The sequence below is a fragment of the Carnobacterium divergens genome (assembly GCF_900258435.1).
GTDB classification, from domain to species: domain Bacteria; phylum Bacillota; class Bacilli; order Lactobacillales; family Carnobacteriaceae; genus Carnobacterium; species Carnobacterium divergens_A.
Genome location: NZ_LT992558.1, coordinates 2,656,048 through 2,680,495, shown reverse-complemented (window position 1 = coordinate 2,680,495; position 24,448 = coordinate 2,656,048). Strand labels below are relative to the sequence as shown.

At 35.7% G+C, this 24,448-nt stretch carries 21 protein-coding genes; 13 read left to right on the top strand and 8 right to left on the bottom strand.

The features are described 5' to 3' along the window. Nucleotides 1-75: 75 nt before the first annotated feature. A complete protein-coding gene (locus CDIMF43_RS13440; RefSeq protein WP_109842294.1) occupies nucleotides 76-2,787 on the bottom strand; it encodes a YhgE/Pip domain-containing protein in 2,712 nt (903 codons plus the stop codon). A gap of 422 nt (nucleotides 2,788-3,209) precedes the next feature. On the opposite strand from CDIMF43_RS13440, the gene CDIMF43_RS13435 reads away from it, so the two are divergent. Then, nucleotides 3,210-4,694: a glycosyl hydrolase family 18 protein gene (locus tag CDIMF43_RS13435; protein WP_109842293.1), complete on the top strand. Its 1,485-nt coding sequence runs from the start codon at nucleotides 3,210-3,212 to the stop codon at nucleotides 4,692-4,694. A 136-nt stretch (nucleotides 4,695-4,830) separates the two neighbouring features. Further along, complete coding sequence (locus CDIMF43_RS13430) at nucleotides 4,831-5,397, top strand: YdeI/OmpD-associated family protein (RefSeq protein WP_109842390.1); 567 nt, start codon at nucleotides 4,831-4,833, stop codon at nucleotides 5,395-5,397. 41 nt (nucleotides 5,398-5,438) lie between these two features. Here CDIMF43_RS13430 and mscL read toward each other — a convergent pair whose 3' ends face one another. Next, nucleotides 5,439-5,855, bottom strand: a complete 417-nt coding sequence (gene mscL / locus CDIMF43_RS13425; protein ID WP_074401483.1) for a large conductance mechanosensitive channel protein MscL — start codon at nucleotides 5,853-5,855, stop codon at nucleotides 5,439-5,441. A 293-nt stretch (nucleotides 5,856-6,148) separates the two neighbouring features. Here mscL and CDIMF43_RS13420 point away from each other — a divergent pair, with 293 nt between their 5' ends. Both CDIMF43_RS13420 and CDIMF43_RS13415 read left to right on the top strand, forming a co-directional pair. Further along, nucleotides 6,149-7,798, top strand: a complete 1,650-nt coding sequence (locus CDIMF43_RS13420; RefSeq protein WP_233218332.1) for an ATP-binding protein — start codon at nucleotides 6,149-6,151, stop codon at nucleotides 7,796-7,798. Further along, nucleotides 7,795-8,514 (top strand): response regulator, encoded by a 720-nt coding sequence (locus CDIMF43_RS13415; protein WP_074401484.1) that lies wholly within the window; start codon nucleotides 7,795-7,797, stop codon nucleotides 8,512-8,514. Before CDIMF43_RS13420 ends, CDIMF43_RS13415 begins: the two co-directional genes overlap by 4 nt. 36 nt (nucleotides 8,515-8,550) lie before the next feature. On the opposite strand, the gene CDIMF43_RS13410 is transcribed toward CDIMF43_RS13415, so the two are convergent. Then, entirely contained in the window at nucleotides 8,551-9,561 is a 1,011-nt protein-coding gene (locus CDIMF43_RS13410) for a 2-hydroxyacid dehydrogenase (protein WP_252850141.1), read from the bottom strand. Between the two features lie 52 nt (nucleotides 9,562-9,613). Beyond that, nucleotides 9,614-10,672, bottom strand: a complete 1,059-nt coding sequence (locus tag CDIMF43_RS13405; RefSeq protein ID WP_034568178.1) for an AEC family transporter — start codon at nucleotides 10,670-10,672, stop codon at nucleotides 9,614-9,616. A 359-nt stretch (nucleotides 10,673-11,031) separates the two neighbouring features. Between CDIMF43_RS13405 and CDIMF43_RS13400 the strand changes: the two genes are divergently transcribed. Next, complete coding sequence (locus CDIMF43_RS13400) at nucleotides 11,032-12,123, top strand: hypothetical protein (protein WP_109842292.1); 1,092 nt, start codon at nucleotides 11,032-11,034, stop codon at nucleotides 12,121-12,123. A gap of 64 nt (nucleotides 12,124-12,187) precedes the next feature. Here CDIMF43_RS13400 and CDIMF43_RS13395 read toward each other — a convergent pair whose 3' ends face one another. After that, nucleotides 12,188-12,673 carry a hypothetical protein gene (locus CDIMF43_RS13395; RefSeq protein WP_109842291.1) on the bottom strand — a complete coding sequence of 162 codons (486 nt, stop codon included), beginning with the start codon at nucleotides 12,671-12,673 and terminating at the stop codon, nucleotides 12,188-12,190. After that, nucleotides 12,670-12,879 carry a helix-turn-helix transcriptional regulator gene (locus CDIMF43_RS13390; protein WP_199198173.1) on the bottom strand — a complete coding sequence of 70 codons (210 nt, stop codon included), beginning with the start codon at nucleotides 12,877-12,879 and terminating at the stop codon, nucleotides 12,670-12,672. Before CDIMF43_RS13390 ends, CDIMF43_RS13395 begins: the two co-directional genes overlap by 4 nt. 256 nt (nucleotides 12,880-13,135) lie before the next feature. Here CDIMF43_RS13390 and CDIMF43_RS13385 point away from each other — a divergent pair, with 256 nt between their 5' ends. The 3 genes from CDIMF43_RS13385 (at nucleotide 13,136) to CDIMF43_RS13375 (ending at nucleotide 15,961) form a co-directional block, all read left to right on the top strand. Next, nucleotides 13,136-14,056, top strand: a complete 921-nt coding sequence (locus CDIMF43_RS13385) for an ABC transporter ATP-binding protein (RefSeq protein ID WP_109842290.1) — start codon at nucleotides 13,136-13,138, stop codon at nucleotides 14,054-14,056. Then, a complete protein-coding gene (locus CDIMF43_RS13380; protein ID WP_109842289.1) occupies nucleotides 14,053-15,102 on the top strand; it encodes an ABC transporter permease in 1,050 nt (349 codons plus the stop codon). The genes CDIMF43_RS13385 and CDIMF43_RS13380 overlap by 4 nt, the downstream gene beginning before the upstream one ends. 79 nt (nucleotides 15,103-15,181) lie before the next feature. Next, on the top strand, nucleotides 15,182-15,961 hold the full coding sequence (locus CDIMF43_RS13375) for a sulfite exporter TauE/SafE family protein (protein WP_109842288.1): 780 nt from the start codon (nucleotides 15,182-15,184) through the stop codon (nucleotides 15,959-15,961). A gap of 68 nt (nucleotides 15,962-16,029) precedes the next feature. Here CDIMF43_RS13375 and CDIMF43_RS13370 read toward each other — a convergent pair whose 3' ends face one another. Then, complete coding sequence (locus tag CDIMF43_RS13370) at nucleotides 16,030-17,148, bottom strand: NAD(P)/FAD-dependent oxidoreductase (protein ID WP_233218331.1); 1,119 nt, start codon at nucleotides 17,146-17,148, stop codon at nucleotides 16,030-16,032. Between the two features lie 134 nt (nucleotides 17,149-17,282). On the opposite strand from CDIMF43_RS13370, the gene CDIMF43_RS13365 reads away from it, so the two are divergent. The 5 genes from CDIMF43_RS13365 to CDIMF43_RS13345 all read left to right on the top strand — a co-directional run bounded on the left by CDIMF43_RS13365 (nucleotide 17,283) and on the right by CDIMF43_RS13345 (nucleotide 22,845). After that, nucleotides 17,283-18,179, top strand: a complete 897-nt coding sequence (locus tag CDIMF43_RS13365) for a DUF7916 family protein (RefSeq protein WP_109842389.1) — start codon at nucleotides 17,283-17,285, stop codon at nucleotides 18,177-18,179. A 187-nt stretch (nucleotides 18,180-18,366) separates the two neighbouring features. After that, nucleotides 18,367-20,418, top strand: a complete 2,052-nt coding sequence (locus CDIMF43_RS13360; RefSeq protein WP_109842286.1) for a BglG family transcription antiterminator — start codon at nucleotides 18,367-18,369, stop codon at nucleotides 20,416-20,418. A 15-nt stretch (nucleotides 20,419-20,433) separates the two neighbouring features. Further along, nucleotides 20,434-20,715 carry a PTS sugar transporter subunit IIB gene (locus CDIMF43_RS13355; RefSeq protein ID WP_074401494.1) on the top strand — a complete coding sequence of 94 codons (282 nt, stop codon included), beginning with the start codon at nucleotides 20,434-20,436 and terminating at the stop codon, nucleotides 20,713-20,715. A gap of 21 nt (nucleotides 20,716-20,736) precedes the next feature. Beyond that, nucleotides 20,737-22,107, top strand: a complete 1,371-nt coding sequence (locus CDIMF43_RS13350) for a PTS ascorbate transporter subunit IIC (RefSeq protein ID WP_109842285.1) — start codon at nucleotides 20,737-20,739, stop codon at nucleotides 22,105-22,107. Nucleotides 22,108-22,131: 24 nt separating this feature from the next. Next, nucleotides 22,132-22,845, top strand: a complete 714-nt coding sequence (locus CDIMF43_RS13345; RefSeq protein ID WP_109842284.1) for a transaldolase — start codon at nucleotides 22,132-22,134, stop codon at nucleotides 22,843-22,845. Nucleotides 22,846-22,909: 64 nt separating this feature from the next. Here CDIMF43_RS13345 and CDIMF43_RS13340 read toward each other — a convergent pair whose 3' ends face one another. Continuing rightward, entirely contained in the window at nucleotides 22,910-24,343 is a 1,434-nt protein-coding gene (locus tag CDIMF43_RS13340) for an amino acid permease (protein WP_074401811.1), read from the bottom strand. Between the last annotated feature and the right edge of the window lie 105 nt (nucleotides 24,344-24,448).

Genomic DNA, 24,448 nt, shown 5'->3' with positions numbered 1-24,448 from the left:
ATGTAATTAAAAAAGTTAAAAACACGTTTCCTATTTTATAAAAGGAAACGTGTTTTTTTGTTATTATAAAAACGATTAATGGAAAAATTTACTTTCATTAACGGCTGCATGCAATCGTTTAACGTAGACGCTAATATAAGGTTGGAAAATAATTCCAAAGATGCCAATGACTAACCCAAACAGCAACAGGACGGTAATGTACGTCCAAGCATTTGCCCAGTAAATACCACCAACAGGTTCTCGTAAGAGGTTAACTGCGTAAGTAAAGGGCAACAAGGGATTAATCATTTGGAAAAATTTCCCGGATAATTCAATTGGGAAGTTTCCACCACCTCCTGAAATCGAGAGGACAAGTAAGATAATTCCCACACCTTTTCCGAGATTTCCAAAGACAGCAGCGAGAATGTATAAAATCGACATAAAGACGAGACCAACAAAGATGGTCATCAAAACAAACCAGCCTTTTTCAGCAGTATAGGTGTGTAGCAAGTAGAGATTGCCTAAAGCAACAATCAACGCTTGGAAAAAGCCAACGGATAGGAAGCTTAACATACGTGCTGAATATTGTTCTCTTTTTGAAAAGCGCTTTTTATCTTTATCCGACAGGACAAATTCTGTACTAGCAATATTTGAAAAAAGTAAGCCTCCCACCCATAGACAAAGAGCTGTATAGAAAGGCGCACTAGCCGATCCATAATTAGGAATTGGATAGAAAGAATGTTGTTTCATCTGAACAGGTTTGGATAAGAAATCACTTTCAGCATTTGCATCAGCCTTGAGTAGCTTGATGATTTCGCCTAAATCAACATTTTGTTGCTGTTCTTTTACAACGGTAGCTGCTTTTTCAATTCCTGTTCGAATAGAAGGCCAATCGTTTGTAATAAGTTCGCTAGCTGCGTTTAAGGCTGTTTCAACATCAGGGAATTTCTCGTTCACCATTGAAAGTGTTTTAGTTAAATCACTTTCAACCCCAGGCAAATCATTTTGGATAAAGGCGGTGGCCTTGTTTAAATGCTCTTTGATGCCTGGAAAATCATTTTTATAAAAATCAGCACCCTTGTTAATGCCACCGATAATTAAATCCATATTGCCATTTAAAATCGTGTTTGCATCATGAATTTCTTGTTTTAAAGCAGGTAGTTCTTGTTGGTATTTTTGTAAATAAGCAATGGCATTTGTAATCGTACCAGAGGTACTCGTTAGCAGGCCATCGATAGTTGGAATTTCTGTATTTGCAGAGTTTAATACATTGCCTGCGTTATCTAAAGCATCGCTTAATTGTGTTATTAAACGGTCTACTTTGTCACTAATTCCTGCATTTTCAACGACTGAAACAGCATTGATAAAGGCGTCAGCCGAATTGCTGATTTCAGTTAATTGCTGTTTGATTTGTTCGGTTGTTAAGGTATCAATGGTATCATAAAGTTTTTGTACTTTCTGTTGGAGGGATTGGAGCGCCGTTTGGACTTTTTTTAGGTCTTCAATAACGGGCGCTAAATCTTGATTGCCCGCTGCGGTTTGCAATTGTGTTAAATTATCAATCAAATTGCCAATTAAAGCATTTGCTGATGTTAAGTTTTCACTTAGACGATTTAAAATTTGTTTGATAGTGGCTTTATCTTCAGGGGTTAATTCTGCTTTGTCAATAAAAGTTTGTAAGGAAGAGACAACCTCTTTAACCGTTGAAGCAATATTCGTTATGACATTCAGTCCAGAATCAATCGCCGTTTTAATTGCCGCAAAAGCTTGTTTTAACTTGGGTAAAATTTCCTTTACAGTAGAGACCATACCACTTGCCTGCTCACCTAATTTAGTGACGTCAGGTAGAATTTTTTGAACATCAGAAATAATGCTTAAAGCACCATTAGCTTCAGTAATACCTTCATTTAAAGTATTGGCGATTCCGTCAAAATCTTGATCGATTTTTGCAAGTTGGGTTCCAGCATTTTGAATTTCTGGGATTTTTGTTTGTAGAGATAAAATGAGTTCGCCAGTTCGATCAAATTGAGGAAGCAACTGATTGACCTCAACAACCTTTTGGGTAACTTGGTTAATTTCTGGTAAATAATCAATAAACTCATTTGCTTTAGCCAATTTGTCTTTCATTTCTGGCATTTTTCCTTGAAGGTCAACCACTTCTTTTGTGTAGCCGTCTATTGTGTCTAAGTTATTATTTAAATCGAGAACAAGATTTGAAATTTTTGTAATAGCTGGCAAATTATTATCTAAGTCAATACCAATGGCGTTAAACTCAGAGACCACTGTTTTACTGACGGTCGACACAAACTCTTGAGAAATAGTTTCTTGTAATGTGGAAGCGCCTTTATCAGTTATTTTAGGCGCAATCGCATTGATTTTTTCATTGACGCTGTAATCAATGGTTGGTTTTTTGATATCCCCCTTAACAAAACTTAATAAATCAGCAGAAAAAGTTTTTGGAATGTAAATTCCGGCATAAAACTTGCCACTTTTTACTCCTTTATCTAGCTCTTTCTTTGAGTCCACAAATTCCCAACCTAAATTGTGATTGTCGTGAAGAGAGGCAATTAATTTATCGCCAATATTGATTTTTGTGTCTTTAATCGAAGCGGTTTTATCTGCACTATAAACGGCAATTTTTAATTCACTCGTATTGCTATACGGATCCCATAGAGCCGCGATGTTAAACCATGCGTAGAGTGAGGGGATAATAATCATGGCAACAATTAAAAGAAAGGCAAAGGGATTTTTAAAAATACGTTGCCAATCTAAACGATACAGTTCAAAGACATTTTTAAAGTGCTTCATAAGTAGTAAGTCTCCTTTTGGTTGTTTTATATGTAGATAAAAATAGTACTAGTAGAGAGTATTTATTTATAAATTAGTTATTTTATCTTCAATAAGTATACCTTAAAAACAATCATTTGAATAAGGATTTCCTCTTTTTTTATAAAATAGAAAAAAGTATGATTCTAATTTTTTATTAACTGAAAAAATTCTGAAAATAAAATTGATTAATAGAAAAATTGGTCTATATATAATGAAGGATAAATTAATTAGAAGTTGAAATGATAATTAATGTGGTTGTAAATTGGTATACTAATCGATTGGCAATATAGCTTAAAATAGTAATAGAATTTTGTCTTAAATTTTGACAATTTATTTTTTTTATTATAACATGACTGTTGAAAGCGCTTTTAAAAAATAAAAGTTGATAAGGAGTTTTGAGAATGAAAAAGGGAAACTTGTTTAAAAAAGGATTAATTTTAGGAGTAACAGCATGTTCTTTATTTTTAGTTCAGCAATTAAAGGTAAATGCGGCAGATGATGCTTCAGTCATGCCAAGTATTGAAAATAAACAGATTTTAATGGGATTTTGGCATAACTGGCAAGCCAATCCTAATGATGGATATAAACGTGGTTCTTCAGCAGAAATTGCATTGAGAGATACACCAGACGCATATAATGTTGTTGCAGTAGCCTTTATGAAAGGGGAAGGAATTCCAACTTTTAAACCTTACAAAGGAACAGATGCAGAATTTCGCCAGCAAGTCGGAGAACTAAATAAAGCGGGCAAACCGGTTTTGATTTCATTAGGTGGAGCGGATGCTCATGTGCAATTAAAAAATGGCGATGAAACAGCATTTGCAAATGAACTGATTCGTTTAGTCGAAACCTATGGCTTTGATGGAATTGATATCGATTTAGAACAAGCAGCCATTACAGCAGGAGATAACAAAACGGTTATTCCTAAAGCTCTAAAAATCGTGAAAGCACATTACAAAGCTCAAAATCAAAACTTTATTATTAGCATGGCACCAGAATTCCCTTATTTAAAACCTGGAAATGCGTATGAATCTTATTTAACTTCATTAAAAGATGAGTATGATTTTATCGCACCACAATTGTACAACCAAGGTGGAGATGGTGTTTGGGTAGATGAAATCAGCAAATGGGTCACCCAAAATGATGATGCTTATAAATATGAATTTCTTTATTATATGGCAGATTCTTTAATTCATGGGACACGAGGCTTCTTACAAATTCCAGCTTCAAAATTAGCAATCGGTTTACCAGCTAATAATGATGCAGGAGCATCAGGTTATGTTAAAGATCCACAAGTAGTGTATAACGTCTTTGATCAATTAAAAAAAGACGGCAATCCTATTAAAGGGCTGATGACTTGGTCGATTAACTGGGATTTAGGCAAGGATGTCAATGGCGTTGCTTACAATCAAGGATTTTCAAAAGCGTATGATACATTGATTAACGGTGGTGGAGGTGTGGCAGATACGGAAAAGCCATCAGCTCCAACGAATGTAAAAGCGAGTAACATAACCGCTAACCAAGTTCAGTTGGATTGGACAGCATCAACAGACAATATTGGCGTGACAAGTTACCAAATTCTACGCGATGGCGTCATCGTTGGAACTGCAAAGGGGACAACATACAGCGATAGCGGTTTAAAACCAGCTACTAGTTACAGTTATCAAATCAAAGCAACCGATCGTGCGGGAAACATATCATTAGGGAGTACATTACTTTCGGTGAAAACGATAGAAGGTCCTGAAGTTCCAAGTAATGAATGGGATGCAACCAAAACCTATGTCGCAGGGGATAAGGTTACCTACAAAGGAAAAGGCTACCAAGCACAGTGGTGGACTAAAGGAGAAGAGCCAGGTTTAGCTACTTCAATTGTTTGGAAAGCGATTTAAAGTATTTTTAATAAAGAAGGGACTTGATTTTTTCAAGTCTCTTTTTTAGTTAAATAGAGCTAAAACAGATGTATAGAGTTCAGTTATTATGATAAACTTAAAGGAAAGAATAATTTTAAGTACGAAAGGTAAGAGGATGAAAATAGATAACATACTCAAAGTTACAAGTAGGCAGGAATTACGTGATTGGCTGATAACTAATTGTGAAACAGCTAAGTATTGTTGGATAACGGTAAGTATTCAACCTGAAGTCAATAAACTGCTCTATTTAGATGCTGTAGAAGAAGCGTTGTGTTTTGGGTGGATTGATGGAATTAAAAAGAAATTAGATGGACAACTAGTTCAACGATTAAGTCCAAGATCAACCAAAAGCAATTGGACAGAATTAAATAAAGAACGTGTTCGAAGATTAGAGAAACAAGGATTGATGACTGATTTTGGTGCAAAAGTACTTCCAAACATGGATCCGTCTTCTTTTGTAATAGATGAACAAATCCTTCGACGTTTAAAAGAAGACTTAGAAGTTTATAAAAATTTCACAGCCTTTCCTGAGTTATATCAAAGAATTCGTATCGATACAATCCAAAGCAATAAAAAAGAAACGGATTTATTTGAGAAAAGACTAACTAGATTGATTGAAAATACAAAACTGAATAAAATGTATGGTTCTTGGCATGATGATAAGAGACTACTCGATTCCTAAAAAAAAGTTTGCTTTAAATTTAATTAAAGCAAACTTTTTTTTTAGTTTTGTTGATTGTTTTTAGCTTGTAAAGCTAGTAAATCACGAATTTCTTTCAAGTATTCTTCAGAAGCTTCAATGGCAGGTTCTTCAACCACTTCTTCAGTAGGTTTTTTGAATTTAGTAGTAAGTGTATTGATTAGTTTAATAAAGATAAAAATAGCAAATGCAATAATAACGAAATCAATAATTGATTGTAAGAAAGCACCGTAAGTTAATTCAGCAGTTCCCACTTTAACCATTAAACCAGAAATATCATGTCCACCTAAGATAATTCCAATTAAAGGCGTGATGATATTTTTTACTAATGAAGTGACGATGGCACTAAAAGCCCCCCCGATAACAACCCCAACAGCTAAGTCAAGTACGTTTCCACGTAACGCAAATTCTTTAAACTCATTCATAAAATTTTTAAACATAACAGAGACCTCCTCTTTTTCTAAAACATTGTATTCAGTAATAGTATATAGAAAATTAGTTTAAAATAAAAGAAAAATGATCTAGTATGATGAATTTGTAATCTAAATGCAAGTAAGTTACTGTAGGATAAAATATTCACTAATTTATCAAAAAAGACGTCTTTTATTATAGAAGAATTGCAGTGATAATTATTAATAAATAACAACATAATAATTCGTGGTTCAATGAGTTGCTAATTATCAGACAATTCGGTACTATTGTTAAGAAGAATGCGTAGAGTAGGTGGTATTCAATGGGGAAAAAACAGCGAAAAGAGTCAATGATTAAATATCGAAATAGCCGTAAGCTCTCATTGCAAAGTACGATTATTTTTGTAGTCGTGTGTGCGACGGTTGTATCATTAATTGTATCGGCTATCTTAATTCGCAATTACGTTGTCGAAAAAGAATATGCGAATACGAAAGAAAAGATTGCAACCGTAGCGAATCTGGTTGCTGCAAATACAGAGGTTCAAGGTGGTATTACGGGAACCGTTTCTAACAATACTTTACAAGACTTTTCATTAGAAGTGTCAAAAATGACCAATGTTGATTTTGTAGTTGTTCTAAATAAAGACTTGATTCGGCTTTCTCATCCCGATGCAACAGTAATCGGACAACCCTTTTCAAACTTAGCAGATGCAAAAAAAACACTGTCGGGTAAGGGACATTATTCTGTTCAAGAGGGTGTTTTAGGAGATGGGATTCGTTACTTTAGCCCCGTGAAAAACGATCAAGGAGAGGTAATTGGTGTCGTTTGCGTAGGGTTGACACTTGCAACAGTGAATAAAGAAGTAGAAGCAGCTCAAAGTAAGATTCTAATTGGCTTATTGTTAGGATTGATTGTAGGCGTTGTAGGCGCAATCTTCTTAGCTCAAAAAGTAAAATTAATCTTATTCGGTTTAGAACCAAGTGAAATTGCAACCCGTTTAGGTGAAAAAGAAATTATTGAAGACGAGGTTAGTGAAGGGATCGTAGCGATTGATGCCTATAAAAACGTAATGCTAGTGAATCGTGAGGCTACCCAGATGTTCAAAAAAATGAACCTTCAAATGGACGTTGCTGTAAATCAACCACTAGAAGAGCACTTATACACGGTTTTATTTGAAGAAATTTTTAATACACATGTAAAAATAAAAGATCAAGTTCTTTATTTAAATGGTTTAGAAGTGATTGCAAGTATTGCACCGATGTTTATTGAGGGGAATTTTTATGGAGCAGTGGCCACCTTTAGAGATCAGTCAGAAATGCAACATATGATTCATGAGCTTAGCGGAACGCAACAATATATTGATTCATTACGAGCACAAACCCATGAATTTATGAATAAGATGCATGTAATCTTAGGCTTAATTGAATTACAAAAATATGAGGAAGTAACCGGGTTTATTCAACAGTTAAGCTATGACTACCAAGAAGAAGTTGGATTTGTAACAGAAAAAATCAAAGTCCCTGCAGTAGCAGGCTTTATCCTTGGGAAAATCAATGAGGCAAAAGAACAAGATGTAGATATTGTACTAGCTGAAGCCTCTTATTTACCAGAACTTAAAATGGGCAACAGTATTCATATTTTATTGCAAATTTTAGGGAATCTTCTCGATAACGCTAAAGAGGCCGTGATAAACCAAGAGTTAAAAACCGTAGAACTTTTATTGAATTATGATTTAGAAGGAGAAATTTTTATTATTCAAGTAACCGATACAGGTGTTGGTATTCCACTTGAAATAAAAGAAAAGATGTTTAAAAGAGGCTTTTCAACAAAAGGTGAGCATCGTGGATTCGGCTTAAATCTCATTCAAAAAATTGTGACGAATCATCAAGGATTTATTGAAGTAACGACAAATGAACCACAAGGAACACGTTTTTATATTGAATTACCGTATGAAATGGGGGAAGAAGAGTGACCAAAGTCTTAATAATTGAAGATGATCCGATGGTAGCGATGTTGAATCAGCAATACATTCAACAGCTTTCGGCAGTTGAAATCGTTGGAAATGTCCGAAACGTTGCAGATGCTAGAGTGATTCTTGATCATGAAACGGTTGATTTGTTGCTATTAGATGTTTACTTGCCGGGGATGACAGGCATTGAGTTTTTAGCAGAACTGCATGAAACAAAAAAAGAACTATCTGTTATCCTAATCACGGCTGCCAATGATGTGGCTACGGTTAAAGAAGCGATATATTATGGTGTGGTGGATTATTTAATCAAGCCATTTACTTTTGAACGCTTTAAAGTAGCCTTTACTAAATACTTGGAGCTAAACAAGGTGTTTCAAGAAGATGAAAAAACCAATCAAACGCGTTTAGATAAATTTTTTAATGTAGGTCAGCTTTCAGAGCAACGGGCTACACAAGCGCACGAAGACCTACCCAAAGGCTTGTCAAAATTAACATTGAAAAAAATTCAAGCTCAAATTAACCAAGAAAAAGTTCATTTTTCAACGGAATCACTTGCTAGTAAAGTAGGATTATCTAGAATATCTACCAAAAAATACCTCGCTTTTTTAGCTGAAATTGGTTACCTGACAGAGGAAATGGAATACCGTGAAGTAGGGCGCCCTATCACGCTTTATAAGAAAAATAAAGACCAACAACAAGTCATTGAAAAATATTTATAAAAAAAACGACTCTTTCAATTTGAAAGAGTCGTTTTTTTAAGCCATTGTTGGCAAAGGAACATTGTTTTCAGTTTGTCCGGTTGTTAAAATATCGTTGAAGTTATCAAAACTTGTTTCAATCATGTTTGATAAAGCTTCGTCTGTATTTGAACCGATATGAGGAGTTACAAGCACACGAGGATACATATCGACTAAACGTTGAACAGTTGGACTTGGAAGTGGTTCCCAAGGAGCGAATTCTTTAAAGAATAAGTCTTTTTCATTAGCAAAGACATCTGTTCCAAAACCAGCTAATTCATTTGCTTCAAGTGCTGCTAAAATGGCGTCATCATCTTGCAATTCACCGCGAGCAGTGTTGATTAAAATGGCATCATTTTTCATTTTTCCTAAAAAGTCTGCATTGATCATTTTATCATTTTGTCCAGGGAAGTAAGGAACGTGCATGCTGACAACGTCACTTTCTGCTAATAAAGTATCTAAATCTTTAAATTCAAGAACTTCTTTTGCAGCGTCACTTTCAAAGACATCGTAACCAATTACTTTAGCGCCTAAGCCTTTGAATAATTTTGCTTCAGTTAAACCAATTTTACCCGTTCCGATAATTCCAACGGTACAATTACGAATTTCACGACTAAACATTTCGCTATCAACGATAAAGTTTTTGTTGGCTGTTCTCATGGTAGCGTAAGCGGTGTGGCGTAATAACATCATTGCTAAAGTCAATGAAAGTTCAGCGATTGCATTTGGTGAATAAGAAGGGACACGAGCTACTTCCATATTGTATTCACTAGCTGCTTCTAAATCGATATGATTAAAGCCAACCGTTCTAGTGAATAAATATTTCACACCATATTGGGCCATTTTTTCAATGTTTTGACGATCAGCAACACAGTTTCCACGTAGTAACACAGCTTCATGATGTTCAGCAGTTTCAATATTGTCATGTGTTAATAAGTCTTCAATCAACGTTAAGTTGAAGTTGTATTTGTTTAAGTTATTGAAGAAAGCTACTTCATTTGGGCGTACTCCGTAACAAGCGATTTGAATAGTCATGATAAATTCCTCCGTTAATTTTTATTTAAAGTTGTTTTAATAAGGTTTAAAATAAGCCAGTTTTACTGATTACTTCTAAAATAACAATCCAGATAGGTGTCATTACAACAGCCGTAACAGTGGAAATTAGAGAAGCATTTGAGGCAAGTAAGGCATCTTTGTCAAAGCTAATGGCATAAGCAGCAGCAACCGTTGCAGTTGGTGTAGCCATCATAATTACGATCGTAGCAAGAGCTTCGTAGCTTACTGGTAAAATATGAGTGACAGTTAGTAGAGCTAGTAATACGATGTTAATTGCAGGGACTAAGATTACTTTGACAACACTGTAGTACCAAGAAGTTTTATCAGAAGCAGCTTTTTTGAAACTTACTTCGCCAAGAGTTGAACCAATGGATAACCAAGCAAGAGGTGAAGCAAGTCCAGCAAGATAAGTCATAGGTTTGAATAACCATAATGCAGTTTGGTCGATACGTAGGAACGCCACTTGATGAGCAGCTCCACCATCAATACCAGCAACAGTTACTTGTGGCAAGTAACCTTGGAAAATCCAGATGAAAAGTCCAGCGAATGTAGCGATAACGATTGGGTTTAAGAACATTGTTTTAATATTTTTAAGTTCCATTTTTAAGCCACTCATTTTAATGTAGCCATATGAATAAAGGAAGATACGGTAACCAATGTTAAAGATTGAACTGAACATCACACCAACTGGTCCGTAGATGGCACTTACGATAGGTGTTCCAAAGAATGTTGTAGAGCCGAAAATAGTTAAAACACGTAAAGTATCTTGTTTATCTCCTTTGTAGCTAAGGAAAAATGGTTTTGAAACGAAAATCAAGATAATATAGATTGCAATTCCCCAAATCAAAACGTTCATACCTTGTTTTAATGTGTCAGGATCAATATCTTGCATAAAAGCGTTAAAAGCTAAGGCAGGAAGGGCAACAGTTAAAACGACTTTAGAAAGTAATTTCCCAACTTCTGCTGAAAAAATTCCTTTCTTTCTGCAAAAGAAGCCAAGCATAATGATAAAGACAGTTGAAGTGATAGCACTAATAATATTCATATCGGTTAAAGTAGTTTTGATAATTTCACCAAGGTTCATTTTTTGTTCCTCCAAATTTATAATGTATTTTTAATCACAAACGATTTTGTTATAATTTCAATTGCGTCAAACACGGCCATGTCCTTTGAACACTCTTATCATACTGCGAGTATGTGAAATAGTGAACAATATGTAATTAAGTTAAACTTATGTAACTTATGTAAGTGAAATAAATCACAAATAAACTGTTTTTTTTTATAAAAACCCATTTTATCAGTGTTTTAATTAAACTATTAGCGAGCATGACAGAACGAATTAGTAAGATTTTTTTAATTTTAAGGGATATTGAAAGGGTTGCGAAGTTAAATAAGGTATAATAAAAGTATAAAAAGAATGATGTTATGGGAGGAGACGATAAAATGAAACAGGTAAAAAATAAAGTAAGTGTTGTGTTGGTAATGGTTATGAGTCTTTTTGTATTAGCGGCTTGTAACAATGGGAGCGGAGAAGCTACCACATCTAAGAACGATCAGTATGATACAGCAATGCGCGAGGGACAATTAGCAATTAGTAATAAAGACTATACTGAGGCAGAAAAATCATTTGAAAAAGCCTTAAGTTACAAAGAAAAGGACACAAAAGCAACAACATTCTTAGATCAGACTAAAAATTATATTAAAGCAGAAAGTGATTTTAAGGCTGAAAAATTAGATCAAGCTAAAACCGAGGCAACGAACGTGGTGAACGAGAAAAAAGGGTCAAACGATTTAATCAAAGCTGGAGAAAGCCTATTAGCTAAAATAGAAGCTACAACGAATAAAGAAGTCTATCAAGCTTTGTACGATACAAGTAAGAAACAATTTGATGCAGGTAAATTAGACGATGCGGCTGGAACTATTGATGAATTGTTAGCAAAAGATTTAACTGCAGCTAACTTTAACTCATTAAAACAAGAAGCAGAAGCACTAAAAGTGAAAATCAATCAAGCGCAAGCAGCGTTAGTTAAAGAACAACAACAGCAACAACAAGCCACAACAAGCTCAAAATATAAAACAGAACGCAATTCTGAACTTGCTGCGGCTGAATTTAAAAAAGCAACTGGAAAAGACATCAAACAAGCAACGGATGATGAGATTGCTGCTTGGTTAGCGCAAAAATCAGACAGCGAAAAAGCCACCACTGGAACGATTGACTCTTCTAGCTCGTCAGATAGCAGTGCCGCAAGTAGTGACAGCTCGGCTGCTACAAACCCAGATAGTGAAAAAATAAAAATTATTACAGCAGTATCGGGTTTGACTGGCTATTCGTATACAGATAATCAATACTATGTAACCAAAGAAAATGCTGATTTGTTCCAAGTTGAAATCAGACATGCTCATACCGTAGATGGAACTGAAATTTCAAATATGGTTGGAATGTTCCAATACACGCCTTCAACTGGAGGATTAGAAAAAATGGATCCAATTACTGGTGAATATGGTCCATTCAAGAAAGACAATACAGGTGTTTAATTACATGCATAAAAAAACAACGGACACAAAAGTTTTAAAGACTTTTGTGTCCGTTGTTTTTTATTTAGAGCTCTAATAAGTGACGTTCCATTTTTTTAACCCCATGTTGATAGACTATTTTTAATAGGAAATACAGTAGAAAAGGTGCGGCAACAATCAGAGGGAAGAGTAGAATTGCCAAGACTAACGAATCAATCTTTAAAATGAAGAGCAAATCTAGACCTAAGCCTAAACAGGTTATCGGCAGAACAAATAGCGTAAAAATAGCAGATGCTGTTGGTGGCACGATGGCTTGTTTAGCCAAATAAAAACAAATATAAGCATTTGCTATACAAATAGGTAACATAAATAGCTGAAAATAAGTGAGGGGAATAGTGTAACCCCACTGGGTTTTTAAAGTATCTAATAAAATGGAACCTATGGTAGCAGTCAGTAGTAATCCCGTGAAACTAATTTCTAAAGCTTTTAGGTATTCTTTTGACTCTCGTTCATCAAGTGCGTCACTTTCCTTTTTATTGAACCTCTTCATTAATAATTGTGCTAATGTCATGTTCTATCAGACTCCTTCCAAAATAAAGCATCTAATTTTTGTTCCAAAGCGTAACAAATGGCTAAACACAGGTGTAAAGAGGGGTTATACTTTCCTAGTTCAATCAAGCCAATTGTCTGCCTTGTTGCACCCACGAGTTGAGCTAATTCTTGTTGGGAAAGCTTTTTTTCTAGACGTGCGTGCTTTAAGTTTTCATTTTTCATCATTTTCCAACTTTCTGGGTATTAAAGAACGGGAGATATTTATAAGACTAAGTATACACTAAATCAGAGGATAAGCAATATATATATTGCTTTTAGTGGCCTTAAGATAAAATTAGTAAAAATAATAAAAATAAAAAAGCTATCCTTGCTATTCTAAAATAGGTCTTAAGGAGTAGGCAAAGTTCCAACTAGAGATTGTCATGAAAAAAGCAGAAGTTTGGTATACTTAAAATATCGTGAAATGAATGGAGGAGGAGTTATGCAAGAGAATGTGTTGGTTGCAAGAGAATTAACGAAACGTGTTGGGAAAAAGCTAATTGTTGACAATGTAGCGATTACCGTCCAAAAAGGTGAAATAGTTGGTTTACTCGGACCTAATGGAGCTGGGAAAACAACGATTATTAGAATGTTGACAGGGCTTATTAGCCGCAACAAAGGTACTGTAGAAATTGCGTCGAATGACTTAGATAAAGAATTTAATAAATGTATGGAAAATGTAGGAGCAATTATTGAGAATCCCGAATTTTATAACTATTTATCTGGTTGGGAAAACTTAAAGCAATTTGCTAGAATGAGTCCTAGAAAAATAACCGATGAAATGATTATGGAAGTGGTGACCAGAGTTCGTTTAACCGAAACGATTCATCAAAAAGTAAAAACTTACTCATTAGGAATGCGTCAGCGTTTAGGAATTGCCCAAGCACTTCTACACCGCCCAGCATTGTTAATTTTAGATGAACCGCTAAATGGATTAGATCCTAAAGGAATGTATGATTTCAGACAATTAATTGAAGAGATTGCTAAAGACGGAACGAGTATTTTGATTTCAAGTCATTTATTATCTGAAATGGAATTATTAGCAAATCGAATTATAATTATTGAACGAGGAAAAGTAACACATATTGAAAATCTAGCAGAAGCAGCTTCAAACATTGGAAGAATTCAAGTAACAATTGAGACGCCACAACAAACGCTGCTACAAAGAGAAGTTGCTTTAATGGGACTGTCAATTCTTCAAACTGAAGGAGATATGCTGACAATTGAAATTGAAAAAGATCAGATACCTGCGTTGATTGAACATGGTGTTCAAGTGGGAATATCTTTTTACGGCATCACACCGCATAAAGCCAATCTTGAAGAGCGATTTTTAGAACTCACTAAAGGAGGAAGCTTAAAATGATAAATTTGGTTGTGAATGAAACGAGAAAATTGATCTTTAGAAAATCATTTTATGTGTATCTTGGTTTGATTTTTGTTTTAACGTTAGCTGCAGGAAGTTTACAAGTTTATTTTTCTCAACAATCAGCTGAGTATACAGTTGAAGAAAATGGGAAATCTGTAACAAAAACACTGGAAAAAGATGAACCGCTTTTTACTTTTGATGACGAGGGAAAACCAGTTACCAAACTGGAAGACGCGATGTTACTTAGTCGTGATCGTTATTTAATGGCGTCAAAAAAAGAGAAACTGGATTATCCAGAAGAGCTAAAAAGTGCTAAAAATGAACTTGCTTATTATGAGAAGTATTATGAAAGTGGTGTCACACCGATTACATCAAATAATGGTGGTCAATCAGCAGGTTCTTTCTTTGCAGGATTAGCAGGGATGTTAAGTATTGTGAATATGGTGGTAGTAATCGTTGCCAGTATTTCAGTTGCATCTGAATTTAGTGACGGAACGATTAAATTGCTATTGATTCGTCCCTTTAAACGCAGTCAGATTCTATTGTCTAAATTGATTGTTTGTTTGTTATTTGGTGCATTTATTACATTGTTTACGATGCTTAGTGCTGGGATTGTAGGATTGATTTTATTCCCGATACAATCCTTTATGTTGCCTGCTTCAGCAAGTTTAGGAGCAGTCTCAGCAATCAAAGCAGCAGGGATGTTAGCTGCAACCAATTATTTATTGATTGTTTTTTACAGCGCGATTTCGTTAATGATTTCCGCAGTTTTCCGCTCACAAGCATTAGCTGTTGGAATTGGAATGCTAACCGTCTTTGCTAGCACCATTATTAACGGAATGTTAATGATAGCTATTCCAAAATGGCCTATTTTAAAATGGAGTATTTTCAACCTCTTGAATGTAAATACTTTTTCACAAGGTGGCGTGATGCCGGGAGAATTGAGTTTGATGCAAACAAGCATTGCCTTACTAGGCTATAGCGTAGTTATTTATCTTGTAACTATGTTTATCTTTAAGAAAAGAGACATTGCATTGACTTAAGAAAATTTAAACTACTGAATAATGTAAGGAAAAATGATAGGATAATAAGTAAGAGTGTTTGATGAAGGAGAGGTTAAACATGACGGGACTTATTTATTTTCTTATCATTCTTTTTGCGAATACGATTGGTGCTATTTCAGGTATGGGTGGAGGCGTGATGATTAAGCCTTTGTTAGATGCAATTGGTGCTCATAGTTTAAGTGCGATTTCGTTTTATTCAAGTATGGCTGTTTTTACAATGGCAATTGTTTCGACTATTAAGCAACTAAATCAAGGTATTAAGGTTCAGCTTATTCCTGTGCTTGCGCTATCGATAGGTTCGGTATTGGGCGGTTTTTTAGGCAATGGTTTGTTTGAAGGGACATTGCTTTTATTTGATGGAGAGAGCGCTGTCCAATGGCTACAGATTTTGGTAACAATCGCATCTTTGCTGTTTGCATTGCTCTATACGAAACAAAAGTGGTCAACGTTCGCTTTTCAATCTATCGTAATTTATCTTTTGATAGGTATATTTCTAGGTGGATTATCCACGTTTTTAGGAATTGGTGGTGGCCCCATCAATGTAGCGCTACTGATGCTTTGTTTTGGCTTGGATATTAAGGATGCGACGGTGTATTCTATTATTACAATTTTCTTTTCACAACTTGCTAAATTAGGCATTATTGGTATTTCTGGAAGATATAGTCAATATGATTTAACGATGTTGTACTGGATTATCCCTGCAGCGATTGTAGGTGGTTTTATGGGTGCTAAATTAAGTGGACTATTTTCTGAACAAGTTGTCTTAAAAATCTATCAAGTTGTTGTTATTTTTGTGATTATATTGAATGGTGTGAATGGAATCCTGTTGTTGAGATAAAAAAGAAACCTTGTAGAGTGGCATTGTCACTACAAGGTTTCTTTTTTTATACATCCGATAAAACCAGTTTATTTTTTTCTTTTTGCAACATAATCAGCAACTGGATAATCTGCAAAATCCAATTCGGTTTCTTCTTGGTGAATTGCTTGTGCGAGCATTTTTCCAATAATAGGTCCAGTCGTTAAACCAGAAGAACCTAATCCACTTGCAACATAGAGTTGAGGACATTCTAAAACTTGACCAAAAAAAGGGGCAAAGTCAGAAGTATACGCTCTTGTTCCAACCTTGGTGGATACGTGAGTCGCTTGTTTTAATGAAGGCGCTAATTCACTTGCTTCTCTTAGCATTAATTGCAGCTCTGGTGCTGTGGGGGTTAAATCATAGCCTTTATCATTTTCGTGAGTTGCGCCTACGATGATTTTGCCATTGTTAAAGGGAATAATATCCTTTTCACCATCGGGCATTACCACGGGCCAGTTCGAGGTTTCTTCTGGGATTTCTAAACAAAGGAGTTGCCCTTTTTGTGGGCGAATATCTACTGTAAACCCAAGTGGCTCTAAGAGTTCAGGCAACCAAGCGCCAACGGCAAGAACGACCTGTGCATATTTCTTCGATTGAACAAAAAACTGATTTTTTGCGTCAATTGTTAAAGCAACCTTTCCTTGTTGAAACGTTGCGCCTAATTTAAGGGCTTCCTCAATGAGTTTTCTAGTCAGCAATTCGCCATCTACTCGAGCGCCTCCGCTTGCAAATAAAGCAGCTTGAGAACTTTCCAAAATCGGTAAGTAGTCTTGTAACTGTTGGCTAGCAACAATCGTTAAATCGCCTATCTCAGGAGCCGTTTCTCTACGTTCTGTTGCTAATTTTTCTAATTTTAAAAGAAGTTTTTCATTTTTTTTAAACAACAACGTTCCCACTTGTTGATACATGGCTGAGTCCGTTAAAGATTCTCCAAGATCCGTCATTAATTCAGGATAAAATTTTGCCCCACTTGCTGCTAGATGATACCATTTTTTATTTCGTCGTTGAGACAACCATGGACAAATGATACCGGCAGCAGCGGCAGTTGCTTGACCTATGCCTTCATCATAAATGGTGACGGAATAGCCTTTTTTTGCTAAATAAAAAGCCGTTGTCGCGCCTACGATTCCAGCACCGACGACTGCGATTTCTTGATTTTGAGTCACTATTTTTCCTTCTTTCATCAGCTGATTTTCTAATTTAAGTGTATCATAAAAGTTGAATCAGGAGAAAAGAATATCAAGATGTAAGCGGATTTATGGTAAACTTAAAGCAATCGATGAAAAGTGAGGGGATTTTTATGAAACGTTTATTAAATTGTCATGCCAGTGATTTTGAAAAAATGAGCAAAGAAGAGTTAAAGCAAGCGATTTTAGCCAGTGAAGGACGGACGGTGTTATCGGAAAACGTAGTGATTTCACAGCCTTTATTAGGGGATTTGACGAATGCAGAAACAGCTGCAGCTTTTGGGGCAGATTTAATTTTATTAAATGTATTGGATGTTTTTAATCCAGTGATTCAAGGGTTGGAACAGGGGCTAAAAGATCCGATTCAAACGTTAAAAAAATTAGTTGGACGACCTGTCGGAGTGAATTTGGAACCAGTCGATGTGACCGCTGAAGCGGTGGAAGACCTACTTCAACTTCCTGTGGGACGAAGAGCGACTAAAGAAACACTTATTAAAGCCAATGAATTAGGGTTTGATTTTATCTGTTTAACAGGAAATCCATCAACAGGTGTGAGTAATCAAGAGATAGAGGAGGCTATTCTTTTAGCAAAAGAGCATTTTGATGGATTGATTATTGCTGGGAAAATGCATGGAGCTGGCGTTGCGGAGCCGGTAGTTGATCAACAATCAATTGAAAATTTTATTGCAAATGGAGCAGATATTATTTTAATGCCGGCCGTTGGAACGGTCCTAGGTTTATTGGAAAGTGAAGTCCATGAGGCGGTGAAATTGATTAAGTCCAAAGGAGCTTTATCTATGACGGCAATTGGAACCAGTCAAGAAAGTTCAGACCCTCAAACGATCCGAGAATTTGCCTTATCAAGTAAACGAGCTGGCGTGGACATTCAACATATTGGTGATGCGGGGTATTCAGGGGTGGCAGATCCTGAAAATTTAATGGCCTTATCAATTGCTATTCGAGGAAAACGCCATACGTATTATCGCATGGCCCAATCAATTCGCCGTTAATAGAATTAAAAAAAGAAGCTGGAGGATTAGTTCATATAAGCTAATCCATCCGCTTCTTTCTTTTTAATCAGATGATTCAAACTAGCAAAGACCAATCACTTTAGAAAATGCGGCTAGCAATTAAGTCTCAATTAAGATAGAATATGAAAGCGTTTTATTATATTCTAAGGATAAGAGGAGGGCAAGCATGCTAACCAATGAAATTGTTACGTTTATTGATTCTTTAATAGAACATAATCATGTATCCGTTAACGCTTTTTCCAGAAAGCAGTCAATCTCTAAGAAAAAAGCACATTATGAAATTAGTCAAGCCAATCTGGAGCTTTCCAGTCTTCAATTACCTGTGATTCAATTAGTACAAGGAAAGATTCTAATTCCAGAAGGGCTAAAAAAGGGGTGGAGCAAGGAACAAAAGCAATTGAATCATCGTGATGTTTTGATGCAAGAAGAGCGTATTTATTTAATTATTCTCTATACATTTATTAAAAAAGAACCTATTTCCCACAGCCATTATCAAGACTTAATGCAGTTAAGTAAAAGTTCCGTTATTTTGGATTTGAAAAAAGTGAGGCAATTGTGTCAAAGGAAGAATGTTGCGTTTAGTTATTCGAGAAGCGAAGGGTATGATTTTCAAGGAACCGAACTAGATATTAGAAAATTAGCAGAGTATTCTCTCGGTAAATTGTTGCAATTGTCCATTGGCGAATGGATTATTCGATTAATTTTTAGTAAATGGCAAGTAACTCTGCCGATTGATTCAATCAGTGAACGACTTTATAAAATTGCTAAAAGCTATCAAGTTGAATTTGTAGCAGAAAGAATGAAAGAATTTTTGTTTCTATTGTGTTTTTTGATGGAAAGAGAAAATGCGAGGGAACCGATATTTTCAGAATCTGAGCAGCGTTTTATTCAAAGCCAACCTTTGTATGAATTAGGAGAAAAAGTCACAGCTGAATTTTTTCAAAATACATCACAAAATGAAGCGATTTTCGTGACGGTACATCTGCTGAGTGCTTTGCAAGGAACCCCACGTTTTTATAAGGATGAGACCTTGCTGAAAGTGACGGATGCTATTATCAACCGTGTTCAGCTAATGACAGGAACTAATTTTTCAGATAAAAAAGCATTGCAGTTGAGTTTATATGAACATTTAGTACCAGCGTATTTTCGCATTTTATTTGATAGTCATTTAGAAAATCCATATGCAAAACAAATTATGGCAGAATATGAAGAGCTTTATTATTTAGTTGCTAAAGGGCTCGCTCCTTTTGAGGCGTTATTAAATAAACCAATTCCGCCAAATGAATTAGCCTATTTCACCATTCACTTCGGGGGGCAGTTGAAACGAAAGGAACCAATGTTTAGAACTTTGAAAGCGTTATCCATTTGTCCTAATGGCATTAGCTCTTCATTAATCATGAATCATCAATTAGAAGAACTGTTCCCAATGATTCAATTTAATCGCATTCATGATTTGAAACAAGCGAAGAAAATAGATGAACAAGAATACGATATGGTATTTTCAACGACCTACTTTCACACAGCAAAAAAATTGTATCTTTCCGCACCGTTGTTAAATTACGTGGAGCAAGAAATGTTAAAACGAAAAGTATTTGATGATTTTGCAATTGAACCTTTAAATAAAGCGGTGGAAGTTTCCAATTTAATCAAAATTATTGCTAGAAATGCTACAATCCATCACGAAGAAGAGCTTTATGAAGCCTTGTCTCGTTCAATTTATGGAGCTGGGTTAAATCAATTATCGGGAGGAAAAGTTTTGACAGAATTATTAGAAGAGAGATTTATTCAATTTACGAATGAAAAACTAGAGTGGCAGGAGGCTATTGCACTAGCAGCTAATCCTTTGATGAAAGCTGGGTATATCACGGAGCATTACATTACGTCAATGATTGATAATGTGCATGAAATGGGCGCTTATATTGTTTTAGCCCCTAAAACAGCTGTACCACATTCAAGGCCAGAGGACGGTGTGAAGAAACTAGGCATTAGTTTACTGCACCTTGAAAATCCAGTGGATTTTAATTTGGGAGAAGAGCAAGATGAGGATCGTCAAGTTCAATTGATCTTTGTTTTAGCAGCAATCGACAGTGTAGGCCATTTAACCGCATTAAAACAGCTTTCAGAAATATTAGAAGATGAGGAAAAGATTGAGGCTTTGATTGCAACAAAGGATGCGGCAGCGATGCACCAAAAAATAAGTCAAATAATTGAAAAATAATAAGGAGTGTTCAAAATGATTAAAGTCGTAACAGTTTGTGGAAACGGGATTGGAAGCAGCTTAATGTTGAAATTAAAAATAGAAGAAATAGCAAAAGAAAATGGCATTGCAATTGATGCAGAATCAATTGATTCTAATGCTGCAACTGGAAAAGATGCTGATTTATTTGTAACGGTTAAAGAATTTGCCGATAGTTTTAAAAATGGCCAAAAAGTTGTTTTTACTAGAAGTTATATGAATAAAAAGAAAATTATAGAAGATGTATTGCCGACTTTAATTGAATTGAATAACAACTAAAAAAGAAGGTAGGGGTAGTAAATGGCAGTATTAGAATTTTTAAAAGATGTATTAAGCGAGCCGGCTATTTTAATGGGCTTGATGGCAATGGTAGGATTGATTTCGCTTAAATCACCCGCACATAAGGTATTAACTGGAACTCTTGGCCCCATTTTAGGATATTTAATGTTAGCAGCAGGAGCAGGGGTCATTTCATCTAATCTTGAACCGTTATCGAAAATGATTGAGGCAGGCTTCCATATTAAAGGCGTTGTGCCTAATAACGAAGCGATTACTTCAGTAGCTCAGGATTTGCTTGGCGTTGAAACGATGACAATCTTAGTATTTGGACTAATCTTTAACTTGTTGATTGCTCGTTTTACGCGCTACAAATATGTGTTTTTAACCGGGCATCATAGCTTCTTTATGGCGTGTTTACTTTCAGCTGTGCTAGGAGCAGTTGGCTTTAGTGGCTGGCAAATGATTTTAGTTGGCGGCTTTTTCTTAGGCGCTTGGAGTGCTATTTCACCAGCTATCAATCAAAAATTCACGTTACAAGTAACCGATGGTGATGAAGTCGCAATTGGTCACTTTGGCAGCTTAGGTTACTTTGTTGCAGGTTCGATTGGAAAATTAGTTGGAAAAGGCAGTCGAAGTACGGAAGACATTAAAGTACCTGAAAAATGGAGTTTCTTGCGAAATACGACGATTTCAACTGCTTTGACAATGGTCATTTTTTACTTGATTGCGGCAATTGCAGCAGGTTCGAGCTTTGTTGAAACCTTGTCTGACGGTAAGTCGCCGTATCTATATGCAATTATTTGCGGCTTGCAATTTGCGGTGGGGGTTACCATCGTTTATGCCGGTGTACGAATGATTTTAGCCGACTTGATTCCAGCTTTCCAAGGAATTGCTACGAAAATTATCCCAAATGCAGTGCCAGCAGTTGATTGTGCAGTCTTCTTCCCATATGCTCCAACAGCGGTTATTCTAGGCTTTGTAAGCAGCTTTATCGGAGGATTATTAGGAATGTTTATTTTAGGATTTGCAGGAAGCGTGTTGATTATTCCAGGCTTAGTGCCTCATTTCTTCTGTGGAGCAACAGCCGGCGTGTACGGAAATGCTACTGGTGGACGTCGTGGTGCAGTTTTAGGCGCTTTCGTAAATGGCTTAGGCTTAGCTTTCCTACCCGCATTATTATTGCCCGTTTTAGGTAGTTTAGGATTTAGCAACACCACTTTTGGTGACATCGACTTTGGCGTGATTGGCATTACTCTCGGAAAAGCAGGCGAATTTATGGGAACATTTGGTATTTATGGATTAGTCGGTATTTTGGTAGTTGTTCTAATTTTACCAAGTATTATTCGACCATCAAAAATTGCGATTAACAATGTTGAAATGGACCAAGAATAAATAAAAGAAGAAGGAGCGATTGAAATGACACAAGAGTTAACAATAAAAGTATACGCAGACGGAGCAGAAATTGATAAAATGGTAGCCGCTTATGAAACGGGCAAGATTACTGGTTTTACAACGAATCCTTCTTTGATGAAAAAAGCAGGGATTACAAGTTACACAGATTTTGCCAAAGCAGCACTAGAAAAAATTACAGATTTGCCGATTTCTTTTGAAGTATTTGCCGATGATTTTGAAACGATGGAAAAAGAAGCCGAAAAAATTGCAAGCTTTGGGAAAAATGTGTATGTAAAAATTCCAATTACAAATACAAAAGGAGAGTCGGCAATACCGTTAATTAAAAAGCTTTCTGAAAAAGGGCTATCCTTAAATGTAACAGCAATTTTAACGATTCAACAAGTCGAAGAAACGGTGGCAGCATTTAAAGAAGGAACAACGAATATTGTTTCCGTCTTTGCAGGAAGAGCAGCGGATACTGGAGTAGATCCAATGCCATTAATGCAGGCATCCGCAAAAGAATGTCATACAAAACCAGGAACGGAATTGCTTTGGGCAAGCTCAAGGGAAGTATTAAATATTTTCCAAGCCCAAGAAGCAGGAGCTGATATCATTACATGTACACCAGAAATTATTAACAAAATGTCGATGATTGGCATGGATTTAAAGGAACTTTCTTTAGACACTGTTCGAATGTTTAACCGTGACATCAAAACATTAGGATACAGTATCTTATAAAATAAACACAACAAAAAATAGCTAGCTTATCTTTTTATGAGATAAGCTAGCTATTTAGTCGTTTTTATTTTTTAGCAAATTCTCTTTTAGCAATTGCTGGCAAGATCATTCCTAAGGCAACAAAAATGATGGGTGTAACAATATTTAAGCTTAATTGGAAATACCAAGCAGATGGATTTGCATTGAAATCTGTTTTTGGTACCATTCCTAAGATACAGGCGAAAGCAGTAAATAAGAAACACCATGCCCCAATTAGGAAACCGACTTTTGGATTTTTAACAAATTTATATTCAGACGTAAAGTTTTTGTGTAATTTATTTAACATCATATAAGCTAAGAATACCCATAGATATCTTAGAGGCATTACAACTGAGTTTAAGTTTAACAACCAGTTGTATAGTTCGTTCATATTGCCAATTCCGATTGCTGGAACAACGATTAAGATACTAACTAAAATTCCTGTCATTGCGTATCCATTTACTGGCGTTCCTTTGCTATTTAATTTAGCTAGTTTACGAGGAATAAATTCTTCGTCAGCATCACCTAATAAAATCTTAAGTGGAGCATCGATTGAAAAGGCTAAAGCAGAAATTTGCGCTAACGTATTAGCAATTGCATAAAGAATCATAAAGAAGTTTCCTACGTTATAATAAACCCCTAATTTTTGGAAAGCGACGTAAGCTCCATTGGCCATTAAATCCTTTGGAATATTGTTGCTATCAAAAATCATCCCCATTGCAAATGAACCAAGTAACGCACAAATGGCTACCATTGCAGCAAGAGCTAACATTCCTTTTGGAAATTCTTTAGCTGGATTTTTAGTGTTGTTTACATAAGGAGAAATTTTTTCTGCACCACCAACAGCGAAGACAAGCATTGAAATCGTTGTAAAGTAAGCGAAGTTAAAAGTTGGTAAATAGGTTTTAATGTCTCCCATATTAGGTGTTGCAAAAGAAGCACCTGTAATCGCTGGAGCAGTAACCGCTAAGAGAATAAATAATAATGACATAACAAACATTGACATACCTGCAATACTACCGATACGTTTTAATGTTGCTAATCCCTTTGAAGAAACCCATAAGAAAAATAAGAAAATGACTAAACTAATCAATGACACTTGTAAAGCGGGTGTTACATTTACTAAGTTTCCATTTCCACGTACGGCCCAACCTAAGGCAATTAAAATTCCTTGTGGTTTTTGTGCTAAGTATGGAATATGCACGACCCAATAGGTCCAAGCAGCGTAATAAGCTAAGCGCTTCGTTGTCGTTTCTTTAATCCATGTACTAACGCCACCGTTTCCATCTTTAAAAGTGGAGCCAAGTTGACCAACGATTAAGGCATACGGTACAAAATAAAGGAGCATAATTAAAATCCATGATGTAATAACGGAAACGCCTTGATTCGCGTAGTTGTTTACAACATTACCTAATCCCCAAACTGAAACAAAGGCGATTAGGGCAACATTATACCACCTTAACTTTTTTTCTTCTTTCATTAAAGCAAACATCCCTTCTTCTCAAAAATATGATAGTTATAACCAGTTTATCATAAGCTTAAAAAGGCAGGGAAACAATCTTTTTTAAGCGATTATGAAAGAATT

What these genes read in the sequence shown, in the direction of transcription:
- CDIMF43_RS13440 (WP_109842294.1), bottom strand. Translation starts at nt 2,787, where the DNA reads ATGAAGCACTTTAAAAATGTCTTTGAACTGTATCGTTTAGATTGGCAA.
- CDIMF43_RS13435 (WP_109842293.1), top strand. Translation starts at nt 3,210, where the DNA reads ATGAAAAAGGGAAACTTGTTTAAAAAAGGATTAATTTTAGGAGTAACA.
- CDIMF43_RS13430 (WP_109842390.1), top strand. Translation starts at nt 4,831, where the DNA reads ATGAAAATAGATAACATACTCAAAGTTACAAGTAGGCAGGAATTACGT.
- mscL (WP_074401483.1), bottom strand. Translation starts at nt 5,855, where the DNA reads ATGTTTAAAAATTTTATGAATGAGTTTAAAGAATTTGCGTTACGTGGA.
- CDIMF43_RS13420 (WP_233218332.1), top strand. Translation starts at nt 6,149, where the DNA reads ATGGGGAAAAAACAGCGAAAAGAGTCAATGATTAAATATCGAAATAGC.
- CDIMF43_RS13405 (WP_034568178.1), bottom strand. Translation starts at nt 10,672, where the DNA reads ATGAACCTTGGTGAAATTATCAAAACTACTTTAACCGATATGAATATT.
- CDIMF43_RS13400 (WP_109842292.1), top strand. Translation starts at nt 11,032, where the DNA reads ATGAAACAGGTAAAAAATAAAGTAAGTGTTGTGTTGGTAATGGTTATG.
- CDIMF43_RS13395 (WP_109842291.1), bottom strand. Translation starts at nt 12,673, where the DNA reads ATGACATTAGCACAATTATTAATGAAGAGGTTCAATAAAAAGGAAAGT.
- CDIMF43_RS13390 (WP_199198173.1), bottom strand. Translation starts at nt 12,879, where the DNA reads ATGATGAAAAATGAAAACTTAAAGCACGCACGTCTAGAAAAAAAGCTT.
- CDIMF43_RS13385 (WP_109842290.1), top strand. Translation starts at nt 13,136, where the DNA reads ATGCAAGAGAATGTGTTGGTTGCAAGAGAATTAACGAAACGTGTTGGG.
- CDIMF43_RS13380 (WP_109842289.1), top strand. Translation starts at nt 14,053, where the DNA reads ATGATAAATTTGGTTGTGAATGAAACGAGAAAATTGATCTTTAGAAAA.
- CDIMF43_RS13375 (WP_109842288.1), top strand. Translation starts at nt 15,182, where the DNA reads ATGACGGGACTTATTTATTTTCTTATCATTCTTTTTGCGAATACGATT.
- CDIMF43_RS13365 (WP_109842389.1), top strand. Translation starts at nt 17,283, where the DNA reads ATGAAACGTTTATTAAATTGTCATGCCAGTGATTTTGAAAAAATGAGC.
- CDIMF43_RS13360 (WP_109842286.1), top strand. Translation starts at nt 18,367, where the DNA reads ATGCTAACCAATGAAATTGTTACGTTTATTGATTCTTTAATAGAACAT.
- CDIMF43_RS13355 (WP_074401494.1), top strand. Translation starts at nt 20,434, where the DNA reads ATGATTAAAGTCGTAACAGTTTGTGGAAACGGGATTGGAAGCAGCTTA.
- CDIMF43_RS13350 (WP_109842285.1), top strand. Translation starts at nt 20,737, where the DNA reads ATGGCAGTATTAGAATTTTTAAAAGATGTATTAAGCGAGCCGGCTATT.
- CDIMF43_RS13345 (WP_109842284.1), top strand. Translation starts at nt 22,132, where the DNA reads ATGACACAAGAGTTAACAATAAAAGTATACGCAGACGGAGCAGAAATT.
- CDIMF43_RS13340 (WP_074401811.1), bottom strand. Translation starts at nt 24,343, where the DNA reads ATGAAAGAAGAAAAAAAGTTAAGGTGGTATAATGTTGCCCTAATCGCC.